Source organism: Bifidobacterium sp. ESL0800 (assembly GCF_029395355.1).
Classification (GTDB): Bacteria; Actinomycetota; Actinomycetes; order Actinomycetales; family Bifidobacteriaceae; genus Bifidobacterium.
On sequence record NZ_CP113913.1, the window covers coordinates 1,483,760 to 1,498,263 of the forward strand.

Genomic DNA, 14,504 nt, shown 5'->3' on the forward strand with positions numbered 1-14,504 from the left:
TTCAGCGATCAATCACGAATCGCGGATTACAGCGTCTGTTCCGTCCGCTCGATGATGTCGTCCTGGGTCGCCTTGGACAGCACCACGAAGAACGCGCTGTAACCGGCGACGCGAACGATCAGATCACGATGCTTTTCAGGATGGACCTGCGCATCAAGCAACGTTTCGCGGGAGACGACGTTGTATTGCACGTGGTAGCCGTGAAGCTTGTCGAAGAACGCACGGGTCAGCAAAGCGAGTTTCTGCCTGTTCTCCATCTTCGAAAGCACCTGCGGGGTCATCTTCTGGTTGAGCAGCACACCTCCGGTGATGTCATCGGTGGGCAGCTTGGAAACCGACTTGAACACGGCGGTCGGGCCGTGCTGATCGGCGGAATGCGAAGGGCTGCAACCTTCGGCGAGTGGCTCGCCTGCGGCACGGCCGTCAGGGGTGGCCAACGTCCCGGCGCCCTGGGGCACATTCGCCGAAATCGAGCTGGTACCGGCGTAGTAGATCCCGCCGATCGGCCCGCGGCCATACCTGGTGTTGTGGTACTTCTTCATCTCATCGATGTAGATGTCATACGCCTGGCGAATCAGCGAATCGACGTAATCATCGTCGTTGCCGTACTTCGGCGCCGCCTTCATCAGCTCACGGATATGTTCGTTCTTTTCGCCCTGCCAATTGTCCTGCATGGCGTTCCACAGCTCTTCAGGCGTCACCTTCTTCTCTTCGAAGACCACCTTCTTCATGGCGGCGAGAGAATCGGCAAGATTGGCGATGCCCACCTGCAGATCGGAGATGAAGTCGTAGACGGCTCCGCCTTCCTTCATGTTCAGTCCGCGTTCGATGCAGTCGTCGGTCAGGCAGGAGCAGAGAATATCCGCAGTATCGTGTTCAAGCACCATATCGCAGGTCGCGTCGATGATGACGCACTGACGGCACATCTCGCGGATGACCTTGTCCCAGCACTGCATGACCTGGTCGAAACTCGTGAAGTCCTTGAAATGCCCGGTGCCCTCAACGAGCTTCTCGCCGCTTTGCGGGTCGACACCGTTGTTCATGGCAATCAGCAGCGCCTTCGGGAAATTGAGGAAGCTCATGCCGGTGCAGCGATAGCCCCATTTGCCCGGCACTGCCGTTTCCACGCAGCCGATGGCGGAGTAATTGTAGGCATCCTCGCGGGCCACACCCTTTTCGATGAAGCTGGGGATGATGACCTCGTCGTCGTTGAAGGCGGGCATACCGAAACCGCAACGAACGACTTCGATGCACTCGTTCATGAAATCGTCCGGAAGGTTCTCGTGATAACGGACGGTGAGGTTCGGCTGGGTCAAATGGCACTGGGCCACAGACTTCAGGATCAGCCAGCTCATGGGGTTGGTGGCGTCGCGCGCTTCGCCGTCCACCAGCTTCTGGCCACCGACGGTGACATTCTGGTAGAGCGGCGAGCCTGCGGAGAACTGGGTGTGGCTCCACGGGCGGACCTTGTTGATGGTGAAGGTTTTGAGCCACAGATTGCACATCAGCTCATCGGCCTCATCAGCCGTGATCCGACCGGTTTTCAGATCGTTTTCATAGTACGGCCACAGATATTGGTCCATGCGACCATACGAAAGCGAATGACCGTTGGACTCGAGCTGCAGCGTGAGGTGGATCAGCCAGACCGATTGCACCGCTTCGCGCAAGGTATGTGCCGGCTCATACGGCACGTGGTCCAGCGCTTCAGCCATCCCGCACAGTTCCGAAGCACGACGTTCGTCGCCCTTTTGCGAGCATTGTGTGGCTTGCTGGCGAGCCAACGAAGCATATCGACCGGCGAATTCCTTGACGGCATCGGCCACGATGAGAATGGCCCGATAGAAGTAGCTCTTATGGATGTTGCGGTAATCCGTCAGATCAAGGGCGTCAAGCTTTTCCTGGGCACGACGCGCATAGTCCTTCAGTCCCAGCTTCAACAATCCCTCATAATTGACGGCGCAATGGGCGTCGCCCGAAGTGATATTGCCCTCGGACTTGATGATGCCGAGGTCATAGAACAGCTTGGAATGGGGAGGGAAGGCCGCCAACCCACGGTCCTGAAGCGTGTTGTGCTTCCAGAACGGATAGATGGAACGCAGCTTTTCCTTGTTCTCCTCCGTGATGGTGAACACATCGCCATCGCGCTTTTCAAACTGGTCGAGCTCGTCAATCACCCAGTCCATCGCGTATTCCGGGAAAATCGGCGCCGACCTGTTCTTCGAGGCTTGGTTGCCGGCGATAACCGTCTCGGGCTCAATGAAAATCGGCATCTGCTCAAGAATCTCTTTGAGCATGATGGCACGCTTGATGGCCAAAGGCTGATCCTGCTGCTCCTGATAGACCTTGGTCGTGATCATCGCCCGATCGACATCGATCTGCGGCACTGCATCCAACAGCTGATCGCGGAAAGAGTTCATCCTGTCAGTGAGCTTTCCAAAATGTGAATCACTCATCGTACTTTCCTTTCATAAATGTAAGCTACATCACTTACGTAGCTTTAGAATAACGAAAGAAAGTTTTTTTGTCAATTTCGTAAGCGATTTATCTTTTGTTCGTAAATAAAAAACTTTCGATTAAGACTTTTTGACTTCTATTTCTTGTATATTCACCAATGTCCGAATCAAAAAGAAAGCATAGAGATATCGTTTCAAACCTTGAAAACAATAAAAGATCGTTTACCGTTTCGACATCAGAAGTCGCAGATAACTACTCATAGCACAAATCCGAAACGAGGCAGACAAAGGCCACGTACGTGCAGAAAAATCAAACCGAATTAAAAAATTGCCCTAAAACGAAATATCAGACCGTGACGATGTCAACACCGTGCCGGTCCAGCATCTTCCGGGCCGGCTCCGAAAGGCCGACATCGGTGAACGTGGCGACATCCTTGTCCCCGAATTCAAGAGGCACGGTACCCCGTCGGGAGAACTTGCTGCTTTCGGTGACCACGACCACACGGCCGGCGTGTTGCGCCATATCGCACACGGTCTCGGCACGCAGAGAATCACGGTTGGCAAACCCGGTTTCCTCGCTGTAACCGTCGGTGCCGGCGAACAGGATATCGACGTACATGCCTTTCAGACAGCGCTCGACCATCGGCCCGACCATAACCTGCGCCGTCTGCTGGTATATCCCACCTAAGAGAATGATTTGGCTTTGGGATTTGCCACGTACATATCCGGCGACAAACGCGCTGTTGGTGATGATGGTGAGGTCGTTTTTGCTCGCAACCAGTTCGGCAGCCAACAGAGCGCAAGTGCTGCCGTTCTCGATCATCACCGTATCGCCGTCGTGGACGCATTCGGCTGCACGCCTGGCAATTTTCAGCTTCTCCTCGTAATGGTAGGCAAGCCGGCTTTCCATGTTGTCGGCGCTTTTGAGCACGGCGAATCCATGCTCGCGATCGATGATGCCACGCTTTTCGAGCCCGCTCAGATCCTTACGCATGGTGACTTCGGAAACCCCGAGTTCCTCGGCAAGCGTGGCGACCTCAATACGTTTGTGCTCGGTGAGCAACTCGAGAATACGATTCGTCCTCGTTTCCATTGATACGCCTTCCGTAATCAGGTTCACGCTTGGTCTACCCTGCCAGCCTAACACCCAATACCAAGGAATAACAAACAGATCGGCTTTCGAACAAAAGCTTTTCTCTTACTCAACTAAAGCCCCTGTTTTCGTTGATACTGTCAAAACGGTAATCACGAAACCGCCGGAAGCAAGCATTCGCAAGGAGAAACCTATAAGAAGGCCTCCACACCCTCGTCAAGATACACCTGCTTGAAATCCTCAATATCTTCAGGATGTGTGTTGGGCACGCCTTTGAACGCATAGTCCTCGCGACCCAGCAACTCGTACTTCGATTCGCCGAAATTATGGAACGGCAGCAGCTGCACCTTATCGACCCCTATTGCCTTGAGTTTGCGGGCCATGCCCCTCGCATCATCAAGCGAATCATTGAAACCGGGAATGACAGGAGTGCGAATCAACAGGTCTTTACCCGTTGAAACCGCGTAGGCCATGTTCTTGAGGATCAGCTCGTTGCCGACACCGGTGCCCCGCTTGTGAAGGTTCGTGTCATACTGCTTCATATCCATGAAAATATGGTCGAGATGCCCGATGGCGGCTCTGAAAACCTTTTCGGGCACATGGCCAGTCGTCTCGATACTGGTGTCGATGCCATGAGCGTTGAGCTTATCGAGCAACTCGACACAGAAATGTCCCCAAACCAACGGCTCACCGCCGGAAAGCGTGACGCCTCCCCCGCCTTCCTCGTAGAACGGCTCATCCTGCAGACATTCCTCAAGCACGTCATCACTCGTGCGCCTCACTCCGACAACAGAGAGACCGGGGCAATCCTTCAATGCTTCATCGACCTGCGCGTCGCCCATTTGCAGGCGAGTCACGTCCGGCCCTCGCCGCGCACCGGTTTTAATGAAACCGACTTTACGGGCGAGAGCATCGGAGGCGTCGCAGCCATCGCAAGAACGCTCATCCCACTCAATCTCAGGAGTCTTCTTCTGACTCTCCGGATTGGAGCACCAGCCGCACCGCAATGGGCAACCCTTGAGAAAGACCACGGTTCGTATGCCCGGGCCGTCGTTAAGACTGAACTTCTGAACATTGAAAACAATCGCGGATTCCAACATTGCCTCTTTCGAACGATGTGCAGCAACGTAATTCATATCCAAAAATTACGTTCAAAACTAATATAACTTACGTTCGTAATTAAAGCAAGATTGAAATCACTTATCTAAATCCAACCCGGAATTTTTGATCTTGCTCCCGCCAATGGTCACTTCTTGCGCGCGATATGAGGTCAGCCGTGTAAAAAGTGACAATTAGCCTGTCTATTTGTCACCTTTTGCACATATCCGCCAAACGGCGCCGTGCCAACAAACCGTGTTGCGCCAAGGCATGAAAAAACCTCCGACGCCGAAACGTACGGAGGTTTTCAAAATTGCTTTCCGCGTTTTCACGCAACCACGCGCTGAACCTTGCCGGCCTTGAGGCACTTGGCGCACACGCGAACGCGGACGTTCTGTCCGTCGATAGTGGTGTGAACCGACTGCAGGTTCGGGCTGAAGGTGCGCTTATTGCGGATATGTGAATGCGAAACGCTGTAACCGGTCTGCGGTCCCTTGCCGCACACTGCGCAACGAGCTGCCATAATGGACTCCCTAAACTGTTTTGACTTGCAAGTCTTGATGCCCCTATCCTGCGTTTTGACGCACAACAGCGACACACAACTTATCAAGTATACAACCGGGGCCGACCAAGGACAAAGACAGTGTAATAACGCACGGTCTTTCATGCCCAACATTCGTCGTTATCATGACGTAAGCATAAAAAATCCCATCGAATACAAGCCATGTGGACCCATCCGAAAAATTATGCCCGCAGCATATATTATGAACGTCTTTTTTTAAAAATATTCTGTCGAATTTTCGAGAAGAGAATCCTTTATAATATACAGTCGCATGATTTTATTCAATGTATAAATTCTATTTCATTCCTTAAATATGCAATCGATTTTCTCCAATGCTTACAGCGTAATATCAGAGCCCAACGGTTGACTCATTCAACGGGAATGCTAATATGCATGACTGTTCACTTACGGCTGACTCTTTTCATTTCACCGTCTCCATTCAACCGCTCAACTACTGATATCACCCTTTGCCGCCCACAACGACGGCAACGATAAACCGTACCGCGCGTCAAGGCAAAAATCCGCACAGTACGACTCGGCGTTGACGTCAGAGCTTGTTTTATGTTCCAAATCAAAAGCCGAAACAAAAGAACCTTACGAATAACCAGTAGCCGATAATTAATAAAAATTCGTCTGTTATTCGTCAACTTTTCTTGTCGAATAACGTCATCAACGCCATCGCCGAGAAATGCCATTCTAGATTCCGGTCAGCGGCAGCACGACCGTCGGCGACCCGGCAGGATAATCACCAAGGTGCACGGGTTCACCGTCATCGGCCGCGCGGAAAAGGCTCAGGTTGTCGCTGACCTCGTTGGCCACGACGAGCATATTGCCGACGGCCAGGATGTGACGCGGACGTTCGCCGCCGCTGGAAACACCGCGGCCTTTCCAGCCCGGATCGCCTTCTTCGGTCAGACGGCTCAGCCTGCTGCCGTCCCAATACAACGTCACGATGCGATCGGAGCCCCGCAGCCCCACGTAAACATAGCCGCGTGAAAACGGCGAGCCCCCACGGCTTTCTTCGCTGCCGCCAAGATGACGGGCTTCCGGCACGAAAGCCAAGGAAGCGGCCTGATCGGGGCTCTTCCCTTTGTCGCCGCCGAGACTGACGGTTTGAGCCACCCTGAATTCCTCGATTTGTTCATTCCCGTCCTTGCTTCGCCTCGCCTCGTCGCCTCCGTTCGGTTCAAGGACGGTGACCGTACAGCCCCATTCATCGACGACGGCGATGCGCCAATCGCCGCCTTCCGCCAGCTCACCGGACGGCCCCGGCAAGATGTGCATATCCCGCGGGCCAGTGCCGGGGGACAGAGGAACAAACCCCGTGCGAATCAGACGCGAACCGATCCAGCGATGAATATAGATGCGGTCGGCGCCCAAATCCGTCGTGAGCACGCGTCCGTCGGGCAGGGGAAGAATCCAATGCGCGTGCGGCCCTTCTTGCGCCGGCAATGGCCCATGATGGTCGCGATCGCCGTCAAGCACCTGCGCCACCGGCCCCAGCACATCGCCCTCGCCGATAGGCAGAACGCAGACCGTGCCGTCCGCGTAATCGGCGGTGATCAGATGGTGGCCAAGCTGGCGGTCAACGGCAATCGCCGCATGAGTAGGTCCGGACCCGGCAGGCAATTTCACCCGTGAAATTTCCTTTAGCGTCATCTCTGCGTTTTCGTCGAAAGCATCGTCCGATGCGGCGGGCGACCCGGTGCCCTTATTCACGATTCGTAACGTTGCCACTTCGTCCGTGTCCTCAAGAACCGCAAAAACCGTATCGCCCTCACGCAAAAGCCAGGAAGGGGAAGGCACAACGGAAGCGACACCGGCAGGCACGATTCTCGGCGAACGCAACGATATATCTTCTTTCGCTGTATGCTGTTCTTCTTCGACGTCCGTCGGCATTTCCGAAACCTGTTTCACGTCAAACGCTTTTGCATCCGCACAGGTAGGCAACACCAACAAGTGACGCTCGACGCCTTTGCTCTTTTCGTGATGGATGGCGCCAAAGCCACCAACCAATAACCGATAGATCTGAATATTCATATTTTTAATCTATCGCGCTTTAGCTATTCATCCTATTATTCATAGCTTATTTTTAATTAATGTGATTTACGTCACATTTTAATTTATAACAATACAATTTTCCGTATAAAAAATTATGCTTTATAAAAAAATTTATCTTGTTTAATATACATAAGCCTATGTATGCCAGAAAGACGAAAAGTTTTCTCTACGCGATAATCATCATTTAACGAAACTCGTCAACCGTTATCCTTTAGAATCAGTACAGAAATTCTTTACATAGATTTTTCTCAATCATCAGGAGGCTCAGAATGTCTAGACCCCGACAAGACTCAAATCAATTGCCGGCTACGACGCGCATGGAGAATGCGTTCTGGAAGTTGCTTGAGGAACGCGATTATCCCAAAATCACCGTCACCGACATCGTCAACATGGCAGGCGTCAACCGTAACTCTTTCTACTACCACTATTGCAAACTCAACAATCTTGCCGAAACCGCAATCCAGCACGCCGTCGAAGGCATCGACCGTGCACTGCCTGAATTCACCCTGGATCCAGCCAAGGCGTGGAACGGCGTCGTCATGCAGCTCATCGGCGTGCCCGCGAACCGCATACACCTCGACCACCTCGCTTTGACCGTGGGCAAACACAGCTCTCCGTTCCTGCTGTTCACCGTGCACGACGCGATTCGCGACAGCTTTATCAAATGGCAACACCTTGACCGCGAGATGACGATCAATCAAGACGTCCTACTGGAATTTTCGGTAGGCGGCCTACTTGCGGTCTCCGGCATGTGGTCCAAGCTTTCCCGCGAGACGACGGTCGAGCAGTGGAGCAATCTCGACGCGGCGGTGGTCGCAAGAACGCTCTATTTGGCGGTCTCCGGCGACAGCATGCCCGGTTTCTGGGTGCAGATGTTCCGCAGCGCGTTGGAGAAAGGCGACGACTCGTTGCTCAAGAGCATTGCCGAGGCAGAAAGCAAAGACAGGGATTTCAAGCATGAGGTCGATGGCCTGCTTGAAGACCTTCAAAATATGCAGCACCAACATGTCGACGGTTTCAGAGGAAACACCTCGCTCATGGGCGGCATCGGCCACACTGCTTGATGTTCGCTTTCGTCGATCCAACCGGCCAAAGCTTACGGGGGTAAGCTAAAGCCTTATGGAACAATTGCTGGACTGGCTTAAGGTGCATGATAGTCGCATCGCATTTCTGCTTATCGTCTTTGTCGTGGCCCTCGTGGCCGCAAAAGCAGTCTCCCGGTGGCTCAAGAAGCTGCTCAATCATTCCGGCATTCCGAACGCGTCGATTTTCGTCAATCTCGCATTGGTGTCAATCTGGATCATTGCCGTGGCCATGGTGCTGCAGCCGGTTTTCGGCATCAACCCGACCACCATCGTCACCGCCCTTGGCATTGGAGGCCTGGCCATTTCGCTGGGTCTCAAAGACACCATCGCCAACATCATCTCCGGTTTCGGCCTGATGATCGGCCATGTCATCCACCCCGGCGATCAGGTGCGTATCCAAGGCATCACAGGAACGGTCGAAGACATCACTTGGCGGCAGACCATGGTGCGCGAACGCAATGGCAACCAGCTCATCATCCCCAATTCGGTGCTCAATACCTCTTCTCTGGAACGGCTCACGCCAGAAGGCGAGGCGTGCGTAAGCGTCGACTTCACGTTGCGGCCGGGCACCGATATCAAGGTGGCGGCCAAACGCGTGGTGAGCATACTGAAAACCGCGACTTCGGACTTCACCGACCGCAGGAATCCGCCGCAAGTGAACTTCACCGGGTTCTCGCCGGAGGGGATACAAGGCCGAGTGCTGCTCTTCGCCAACCCCGGAATCAATCAGGAACGTGTTCGCGATTGCGCCGTGTGCGCGCTGGCCAAGGAAGATTTCATCATCTGAGCTCCTCACAGCGATGCAGAGACAATCACACTTTTCAGCGTTATTCTGTGATTACCTCTGCATATCCGAAACAAGCGCAGAGATAATCACACTTTTCGACGTTATTTCATGATTATCTCTGTATACACGAACCCGATAATCACACTCTCAGGCGTCATTTCGTGATTACCTCTGCATATCCGAAACAAGTGCAGAGACAATCACACTCTCAGGCACCATTCCGTGATTATCTCTGCATACACGAACCCGATGCAGAGACAATCACACTTTTCGGCACCATTCCGTGATTATCTCTGCATATCCGAAACAAGCGCAGAGATAATCACACTTTTCGACGTCATTTCGTGATTATCTCTGTATATCCGAACCAGATGCACATTCGCGGGCACAATCTGCGATTACGCGTTGAACAGCGCCGCGATCATCAGGAGTACCGAGATCACGATGAAAATGATGACGCCCGGATTGCCGAGCACCGTCTTGGCTCGGGTGCCTCTGGGCAATTCCTCGGGCGCCCGGTAAAACACGAGTTTCTTGCGTTCGATAATCGCGACGACGATGCCGAGGATGAACATCACGACGTCGAATACCAGATAGGCCAGGAACGGCGTGACTTCACCGCCTTGACCCGAGGCGAACGCCTTCTTCATTCCACCGACGATGTCCGCGTTGACGGCGGTCCTCACGGATTTGCTCATCGTCAGGAGGGTCACTTGCGGCAGGAACCCGCCGAAGAAATTGAACGTCATGTGCATGGCGATGGTATAGCGCAGCTTGCCGGTGCGCACGTAGACGTAGGCCAGCAGCAGGCCGAAACCGAAGGCATAGAAGAACTGGAACAGGTTGCCGTGGAACAGGCCGAAGGCAAAGGCGGAGACCAGAATCGCGGTTTTCTCGCCATATTGCTGCATCCGGTCGATCAGCAGCCGGCGGAACAGCCATTCTTCGAAAATCGGGGCGATGATCACCGTGAACAGCAGGATGCTGATCGGGTCGAGGTTTTCGATGAGTTCGTTGATGCTGCTTTGCGCCTGATCATGCGAAAGCAGGCCCGAAAGGATGTTGCCGATGATATTGCCGATATCCGCCAGCGGGAACGATATCGCCATCAGCGCCAGGAACATGCCCACGCCCATATCGCTCGTCTTGCGTTTCACCTTGGGTATCGTGCGGAAAACCAGCAGGGAAAGCGGGATCGCGATGGCGTACAGCGGACCGTTGCCCATCAGCAATTGCGCCCACATGGGCAGCTTCGCCGGGTCGACGAACGCTCTCGCCACTTCCCCGACGATCATCGTCATCGCATACCAGACCACAACGACCAGATCCAAGGCATACCCGATATTCGAGAACCGCTTGCGCACAACGCCGATCCAGCGGTACATCGGCGCCTGCCACGCCGGATTGGGCTGGTGCCAATAGCCGTTGGAACCCGGGTGCGCGAACGGTGAAGATGGCTGCTGCATATATTGAGGCTGCATTTGAGGCTGCATCGGGTATTGGTAGCCTGTGCAGGGTCGGAATTGCTGCTGATACTGGGGTTGGTATTGAGGCTGCGGCCCAAACTGCTGCGGCTGGTACGAGGGGTATTGATAGGCCTGATATTGCGGCTGCTGGTATGGCCGGTCTTGCTGGTACGGCTGGTATTGTTGCGAAGGATACTGGCCTGATTGCCGGTACTGAGGCTGGCCTTGATACATCTGGTACAGGGATTGCTGATAACCGGACTGCGGCTGAGACTGCTGATCTTGAGGATTGTACGGCTGGCCCTGCCAACCTTGGTATTGTTGGCCGGGCCGGTACTGAGGCTGACCTTGATCTGGCTGGTACTGCGATTGCTGGCCGCCAACTTGCGTTTGATATGGCTGGTACGCCTGCGGCTGATCCTGCGGGTACGGCCGGGTCTGAAGATCGGGGCCGTGAGGCTGAACTTGATACTGAGACGCGGATGGCTGAGCCTGAAATGTCTGGGATGCCTGAGCCTGCGGGTAGTACTGCTGTGATTGAGAAGATTGCGGCTGCGGGGCCTGCGAGTTCAAGGCGCGATAAGCCGATTGCGGCTGATATTGCGAAGGCCGCGACGAACCGGATTCTTCGTGCGTTCCCGATTGCGGAGTCTCTTCTTCAGAACGGTTATCGTCGTTCATATTGCGTTACATACCCTCTCGGATTATTAACCAACCTACCTATGTTCCCTCATTATATAAACGACATAATGAAAGATTCATGAAACGAGACTATCAAAAATACGTCAAATTTATCAATTTATAATGTATCGACTTACCGCAACACGCCTTCGATGAGCCGGGTAATCAGCTCGGTATAGCCCACTCCGGTCGCCTCCCAAGCCTTCGGATACATCGAAATCGGCGTGAAGCCCGGCATGGTGTTGATTTCGTTGACCATCACCTCGCCGCTCTTCGTGACGAACGTATCGACCCGCGAAAGTCCCGCCCCGTCGACGGCCTTGAACGCACGAACCGCAATCTGCTGCGCGCGCTTCAGCGTTTCTTGCGGCAGGTCCGCCGGGACCTCGACGTGCGACGCCTCGGAATCGGTGTATTTGCTGTCGAAATCGTAGAACTGGTCGCCGCCGGCGGCACGATGGTCGAGCACGATCTCACCGGGCAGCGCCGACTTCGGCTCCTCGCCGGCCACGGGATTGAGCACGGCGCATTCGATCTCGCGCCCGTCGATGCCCTGCTCCACCAGCACCTTCCAGTCGTGGTGCGAAGCCTCGAACAGCGCAGCGGCAAGCTCCCCGGCGTCTCCCTCGCGTTCCAGCTTGGTGACGCCGAAGCTCGACCCGGCGCGCGACGGCTTGACGAACAACGGGTAGCGCAGCTTGGCGGCCTCGATGCGTTTCATCGCCTCGGCGGCGTCGTCTTTGAACTCGTTGGCCTCGCTGAAATCACGGGTGTCGAACGTGACCCCGGGAGCCACGGGAATGCCGGCCTGGGAAAGCACAATCTTCGTGAACGCCTTGTCCATGCAGGCGGCCGAGGCGAAGACGCCACAGCCGACGTATGGCACTCCCATCATCTCAAGCAAGCCCTGCACCGTGCCGTCCTCGCCGTACGGACCGTGCAAAACGGGGAATACCGCGTCCACATAGCCGAGCGAAGTCAGGGTTCCGTCCGATTCGCGCACGTAGAAACCGTTGTTGCCACGGGACATGTCGAGAACCACCGGCTTGACTGTGCTGGTAGCGCCGTCGGCATCGGACGCTTCGACGGTGGGCATCGCGCCGTCGGAAAGGTCAAAATCGCGCGGGTCAGTGCCGCCCATCACCCATTCGCCGGCTTTGGTGATGCCGATGGGAATGGGCTCGAAACGCTCGGTGTCCATGGCCTTCAAGACCCCTGCGGTGGAAATGCAGGAAATCGAATGTTCATCCGCCCTGCCGCCGTACAAAACCACCACGCGCTGCTTACGCATATTCCCTCGCTTTTGTTAAGAAATCGAATCTGAATCCCAAGCGTACACGGCGCATAAACGACACTCCGATGTCAGTGCCTCTCATTCACAAACCCGGTGCAGATATTGGTTCAAACACAGAAACGCCTGGCCCGAATCTCTCCAGGCCAGGCAGGCTTCAACGACTATTTCCGTCGATGCTTCCAGCATGTCACCACTACGCAACCGGTTAAGGTCACGAGCAGCACATCAGCCACGACGTTATCCGCCCTGGCCGCCAACGCAGCTGCAATCAGCGCGAAGGACTGGATGATTTCAGGGCCGTCAAAACCCTTGTTACGAGTAGGCATAGTAATACCTATCTTTCTTTTCATACCACGCCACGATGGGCGCGGCGGGGACAATACGGCCGGAAAGCCATACGGTCGCACAAGATCCGGACGAGGGAACTTGAGGACAAACTCATCCTACCGCGCAATACATATATCTCGTCAGTGATATACTGATTGTGTTGGTTGTGGCAGGACGACTCATCAGAATTTGGTGGCCGATAAAGCTTTATTTGATGAGGCTGCAACCGATAAGGGACAGTTACGGTTCCTTCTGTTTATGCCACAGGCCCCGGTGCTTTGCAAGTAAGCATCGGGGCCGGGGTTTATCTCAAGCTGATTATGCGCTCTGCGGCGCGGGACGTCACTCTTCCGTGATATCACCCTTGACGAGCTCGGACAGCATCTGCTCGCAGGTCAGCCCCTGTTTGAGTACCTTGTTCATCGCGCTGGCGAGCGGGGTCGGCACGCCAAGCTCCGCGCCCATACGCACCACGGCCTCCGTTGTCGGCACGCCTTCGGCCACACCGTTGCTGACTTTGGTGGCCTCCTCGACGCTCATACCCTTCCCAAGATTTGCGCCGAAGGTGTAGTTACGGCTCAAGGGCGATCCGCAGGTGGCGATCAGATCGCCAACGCCGGCAAGGCCGTGGAACGTCTTGTCCTCGGCATGCGAGGCCTTGCCCAGCGCGGCAAGTTCCGCCAGGCCGCGCGTCTCGATCATCGCCGCCGTGTTCTCGCCGTATCCCGCACCTCGGGCCATGCCCACCGCGAGCGCCACGACGTTCTTGAGCGATCCGCACATTTCCACACCGATGACGTCCGTGGTGACGAACGCCTTGAAATAGGGGGTCTGGCAGGCCTGCGCCACGATCTTGGCATTGTCGATGCTTTCGCACGCCACCACTGTGGCACCGGGCTCGCGGTCGGCTACCTCTTTGCTCAGGTTCGGCCCGGAAATCGCGACGAAACGCTCAGCCGGCAGGTCGCCCAACGCCTCACACACCACTTCGTCCATACGCTTGCCAGTGGTTCGCTCGATCCCCTTCATCAGTGAAACCACGATGGCCTTGGAGTCGATGAGCGGCGCGAAAAGCTCCAGTGCCTCACGCGCGTGCTGGGCCGCGATGGCGACCACCACAATCTGGGCGCCCTTCACTGCTTCCGCCCGATCGCCGGTGGCGGTCATGCTATCTGGAAGTCGCTTGACGCTGGGAAGGCGCATTTCGTTGCAGTGGTTGTCGCGTATGCCTTTCACGATTTCCGGCTCACGCGCCCACATCATCACGTCATTGCCCGCATCCGCGAGCACCTGGCCGAACGCCGTCCCCCAAGCGCCTGCCCCAAGTACTGTCGTCTTCATAATCTGCTCCTTCGCATCCACGATGCAACCCATAATAGCGTCAATCACCTATCAAGGGCCATACCAATCCTTCGGATGCCACCGCCTTCAAGAACCTAACCATTGTGCCGCAACCCATGTAATTTCATCAATCCGTACCTCGCGCGGCCCACAGACCCCACATTTCCTCCTTCATATGCACGCAACCGCCCCTTCCCCGTTTCGCGCAACCCTCATTCCTCATTCAGATGGGGATGTTGGTGGCACCAAGATACCC

The 14,504-nt window shown here is 55.1% G+C and carries 12 protein-coding genes; 3 read left to right on the forward strand and 9 right to left on the reverse strand.

Going from position 1 to position 14,504, the window contains the following annotated elements:
* Nucleotides 1-26: 26 nt before the first annotated feature.
* The 5 genes from OZX75_RS05840 to OZX75_RS05860 all read right to left on the reverse strand — a co-directional run bounded on the left by OZX75_RS05840 (nucleotide 27) and on the right by OZX75_RS05860 (nucleotide 7,246).
* On the reverse strand, nucleotides 27-2,453 hold the full coding sequence (locus tag OZX75_RS05840; protein WP_277145727.1) for a glycyl radical protein: 2,427 nt from the start codon (nucleotides 2,451-2,453) through the stop codon (nucleotides 27-29).
* 346 nt (nucleotides 2,454-2,799) lie between these two features.
* On the reverse strand, nucleotides 2,800-3,546 hold the full coding sequence (locus OZX75_RS05845) for a DeoR/GlpR family DNA-binding transcription regulator (protein ID WP_277145728.1): 747 nt from the start codon (nucleotides 3,544-3,546) through the stop codon (nucleotides 2,800-2,802).
* Between the two features lie 191 nt (nucleotides 3,547-3,737).
* Nucleotides 3,738-4,646 (reverse strand): glycyl-radical enzyme activating protein, encoded by a 909-nt coding sequence (locus tag OZX75_RS05850; RefSeq protein ID WP_277145729.1) that lies wholly within the window; start codon nucleotides 4,644-4,646, stop codon nucleotides 3,738-3,740.
* A 326-nt stretch (nucleotides 4,647-4,972) separates the two neighbouring features.
* Nucleotides 4,973-5,167 (reverse strand): 50S ribosomal protein L28, encoded by a 195-nt coding sequence (gene rpmB / locus OZX75_RS05855; RefSeq protein WP_277145730.1) that lies wholly within the window; start codon nucleotides 5,165-5,167, stop codon nucleotides 4,973-4,975.
* 735 nt (nucleotides 5,168-5,902) lie between these two features.
* Nucleotides 5,903-7,246 carry a lactonase family protein gene (locus OZX75_RS05860; RefSeq protein ID WP_277145731.1) on the reverse strand — a complete coding sequence of 448 codons (1,344 nt, stop codon included), beginning with the start codon at nucleotides 7,244-7,246 and terminating at the stop codon, nucleotides 5,903-5,905.
* Nucleotides 7,247-7,566: 320 nt separating this feature from the next.
* On the opposite strand from OZX75_RS05860, the gene OZX75_RS05865 reads away from it, so the two are divergent.
* Nucleotides 7,567-8,331 (forward strand): TetR/AcrR family transcriptional regulator, encoded by a 765-nt coding sequence (locus tag OZX75_RS05865; protein ID WP_277145732.1) that lies wholly within the window; start codon nucleotides 7,567-7,569, stop codon nucleotides 8,329-8,331.
* Between the two features lie 55 nt (nucleotides 8,332-8,386).
* Nucleotides 8,387-9,139 carry a mechanosensitive ion channel family protein gene (locus OZX75_RS05870; RefSeq protein WP_277145733.1) on the forward strand — a complete coding sequence of 251 codons (753 nt, stop codon included), beginning with the start codon at nucleotides 8,387-8,389 and terminating at the stop codon, nucleotides 9,137-9,139.
* A gap of 398 nt (nucleotides 9,140-9,537) precedes the next feature.
* Here the strand turns inward: OZX75_RS05870 and OZX75_RS05875 are convergent, their stop codons facing one another.
* A complete protein-coding gene (locus tag OZX75_RS05875; protein ID WP_277145734.1) occupies nucleotides 9,538-10,605 on the reverse strand; it encodes a CPBP family intramembrane glutamic endopeptidase in 1,068 nt (355 codons plus the stop codon).
* Between OZX75_RS05875 and OZX75_RS05880 the strand changes: the two genes are divergently transcribed.
* The gene (locus tag OZX75_RS05880) at nucleotides 10,593-11,369 is read left to right on the forward strand and encodes a hypothetical protein (RefSeq protein ID WP_277145735.1); all 777 of its coding nucleotides are present in this window, start codon (nucleotides 10,593-10,595) and stop codon (nucleotides 11,367-11,369) included. The two genes, OZX75_RS05875 and OZX75_RS05880, sit on opposite strands and share 13 nt — an antisense overlap.
* 50 nt (nucleotides 11,370-11,419) lie before the next feature.
* Here OZX75_RS05880 and OZX75_RS05885 read toward each other — a convergent pair whose 3' ends face one another.
* From OZX75_RS05885 to OZX75_RS05895, 3 genes are all read right to left on the reverse strand, one after another.
* Entirely contained in the window at nucleotides 11,420-12,577 is a 1,158-nt protein-coding gene (locus OZX75_RS05885) for a D-alanine--D-alanine ligase family protein (RefSeq protein WP_277145736.1), read from the reverse strand.
* 164 nt (nucleotides 12,578-12,741) lie between these two features.
* Entirely contained in the window at nucleotides 12,742-12,906 is a 165-nt protein-coding gene (locus OZX75_RS05890) for a hypothetical protein (protein ID WP_277145737.1), read from the reverse strand.
* Nucleotides 12,907-13,249: 343 nt separating this feature from the next.
* Nucleotides 13,250-14,248, reverse strand: coding sequence for an NAD(P)H-dependent glycerol-3-phosphate dehydrogenase (locus OZX75_RS05895; RefSeq protein WP_277145738.1), 999 nt, complete (start codon nucleotides 14,246-14,248; stop codon nucleotides 13,250-13,252).
* Nucleotides 14,249-14,504 lie beyond the last annotated feature (256 nt).

What these genes read in the sequence shown, in the direction of transcription:
- OZX75_RS05840 (WP_277145727.1), bottom strand. Translation starts at nt 2,453, where the DNA reads ATGAGTGATTCACATTTTGGAAAGCTCACTGACAGGATGAACTCTTTC.
- OZX75_RS05845 (WP_277145728.1), bottom strand. Translation starts at nt 3,546, where the DNA reads ATGGAAACGAGGACGAATCGTATTCTCGAGTTGCTCACCGAGCACAAA.
- OZX75_RS05850 (WP_277145729.1), bottom strand. Translation starts at nt 4,646, where the DNA reads ATGTTGGAATCCGCGATTGTTTTCAATGTTCAGAAGTTCAGTCTTAAC.
- rpmB (WP_277145730.1), bottom strand. Translation starts at nt 5,167, where the DNA reads ATGGCAGCTCGTTGCGCAGTGTGCGGCAAGGGACCGCAGACCGGTTAC.
- OZX75_RS05860 (WP_277145731.1), bottom strand. Translation starts at nt 7,246, where the DNA reads ATGAATATTCAGATCTATCGGTTATTGGTTGGTGGCTTTGGCGCCATC.
- OZX75_RS05870 (WP_277145733.1), top strand. Translation starts at nt 8,387, where the DNA reads ATGGAACAATTGCTGGACTGGCTTAAGGTGCATGATAGTCGCATCGCA.
- OZX75_RS05880 (WP_277145735.1), top strand. Translation starts at nt 10,593, where the DNA reads ATGGCTGCTGCATATATTGAGGCTGCATTTGAGGCTGCATCGGGTATT.
- OZX75_RS05875 (WP_277145734.1), bottom strand. Translation starts at nt 10,605, where the DNA reads ATGCAGCAGCCATCTTCACCGTTCGCGCACCCGGGTTCCAACGGCTAT.
- OZX75_RS05885 (WP_277145736.1), bottom strand. Translation starts at nt 12,577, where the DNA reads ATGCGTAAGCAGCGCGTGGTGGTTTTGTACGGCGGCAGGGCGGATGAA.
- OZX75_RS05890 (WP_277145737.1), bottom strand. Translation starts at nt 12,906, where the DNA reads ATGCCTACTCGTAACAAGGGTTTTGACGGCCCTGAAATCATCCAGTCC.
- OZX75_RS05895 (WP_277145738.1), bottom strand. Translation starts at nt 14,248, where the DNA reads ATGAAGACGACAGTACTTGGGGCAGGCGCTTGGGGGACGGCGTTCGGC.